We start from the raw sequence: 1553 nt of genomic DNA, 5'->3' as shown, positions 1-1553 counted from the left end.
ACGGTGCCGGGGCCGGACTGATCGACAGCCGCCATGAGCTCCCTGGCCGTCGTCACGGTGACCGTGGCGGCCGGGCAGTCAGCGTAGCGGTGGGTGTCGATCGGTGCCGGCGCCGGCGGCGCGGTGCTCGGCACGGCCGGGGCCGGCACCGAAGGCGTGGAGGCAGCGGGCGCGGGCGTAGGAACGGGTGGGACGGCTGCCGCCGCGGTCGGCGCCGCGGTGACGAAAGCGTCGACGATGCTGCTGGTGCCGTTGGAGCGGCCATCCTTCTGGCCGGTGCGGCTCACCTTGATGGTGTGTGTTCCGCTGGAGAGATTGGAGGTGCTGAACAAGTTCTGCTGGTACTTGTCCGTAGCCGAGTAGCCGTTGACCGTAGCGACAACCTTGCCGTCGATCGAGATGTCGCTCGTGCCCGAGCTGCTAGTCGTACGCGCGACGTAGGCGACGGTCGACCCGGTGAAGGTGAGTGAGGCGCTCGATGTGGCGTAGGAGTATTTGATCGACGCGCCGTTGTCGGAGGGTGAGCCCGTCGTGCGCCAGGTCCCGGAGTACTTGATCTGTGAGGAGTTGCTGTCGACCGCCGTGGTGCCGGCGGGCGCGGTGGCAGCGGAGGCCGACGCGAGACCGACGGGGATGATTGCGGTGAGGGGAACCAGCGCGGTGATGGCGACGGCCGCGATGATGGCACGTCGGGGGAAACGAGAAAACAATATGGCGAGACCTTCCGGATGTTCATGGACAGGAAGCTCACGCCCAGGAACCCGACGGGGTTTCGGCGCAAACAATCCGCGTGACGCGGCGGCGGTCGCCGAGCTCACGTCATCAATTAGCGTCTGAGCGGCTGCGCGTTTCCCGTGTGTAAATGGGTTTGTGGGCAGCATCATCACGAATGTGGTCGCCTCTGCTCGTGTGAGCACGCCCGGAGGCGTCGCGGATCGGCCGGCCGGTACGGCGGAGAAACTGAGCAGAACTCGATGATTTTGCTCTGACCAGTACAATTTCATTTTGTGGGCAGTGGCCCCTGTGGCACGGATGACGTTCTCGTGCCGCCTCGACAGGGCAACGCGAGGCGCCATTCACTATTTCTGTGAAAGTGCCGAGAGTAAATGTGACACTGTTGAATTCTCGGTCACCCGGGCACGGGTTTGATTCCTGGCGGCCGAGAATATCACGCTCAGCGCGCGGGGTCTGGGCGGAGAGTAGGAAAACGTGCCCTAAGGCGTGCAGGGAATGTTCGAGAATCCCTCGGCTGCGAGAGTGATCGAGTTCGAACAGGACACGTCGGTGTCGCTTGATTTCTTGCCGCCCTTCTCGTAGATGAAGAAGGCGTAGCCGCCGGCGTCCACCGCACCCGAATTGTCGATAAAGGTATTGCGCAGTCCCCAGCCGGTGACGCTTCCGTTGACCGCAAAGCCGTGCAGGGGACTGTGTGTGCCCTGATTTCCCTCGATTGTCCAGTCGTTGCCCTTGACCTTGACCCATTCATTGGCTCGCGGCATGTTGGCGCCATCGATGACGTTGTCGCGAATGATGCCGTTCGAGGTGCCTTCCTT

General features: G+C 63.3%; 2 pseudogenes. Both read right to left on the bottom strand.

Annotated elements, in window-relative coordinates:
• Positions 1–710, bottom strand: a pseudogene (locus E3N85_RS16315) (hypothetical protein); the annotation flags it as partial.
• A gap of 504 nt (positions 711–1214) precedes the next feature.
• Positions 1215–1553, bottom strand: a pseudogene (locus tag E3N85_RS16310) (hypothetical protein); the annotation flags it as partial.

Source organism: Cryobacterium sp. Hz9 (genome assembly GCF_004402825.1).
Classification (GTDB): Bacteria; Actinomycetota; Actinomycetes; order Actinomycetales; family Microbacteriaceae; genus Cryobacterium; species Cryobacterium gelidum.
Note: the sequence above shows the minus strand (reverse complement) of the source record. Positions and strands in the feature narration are given on the sequence as shown.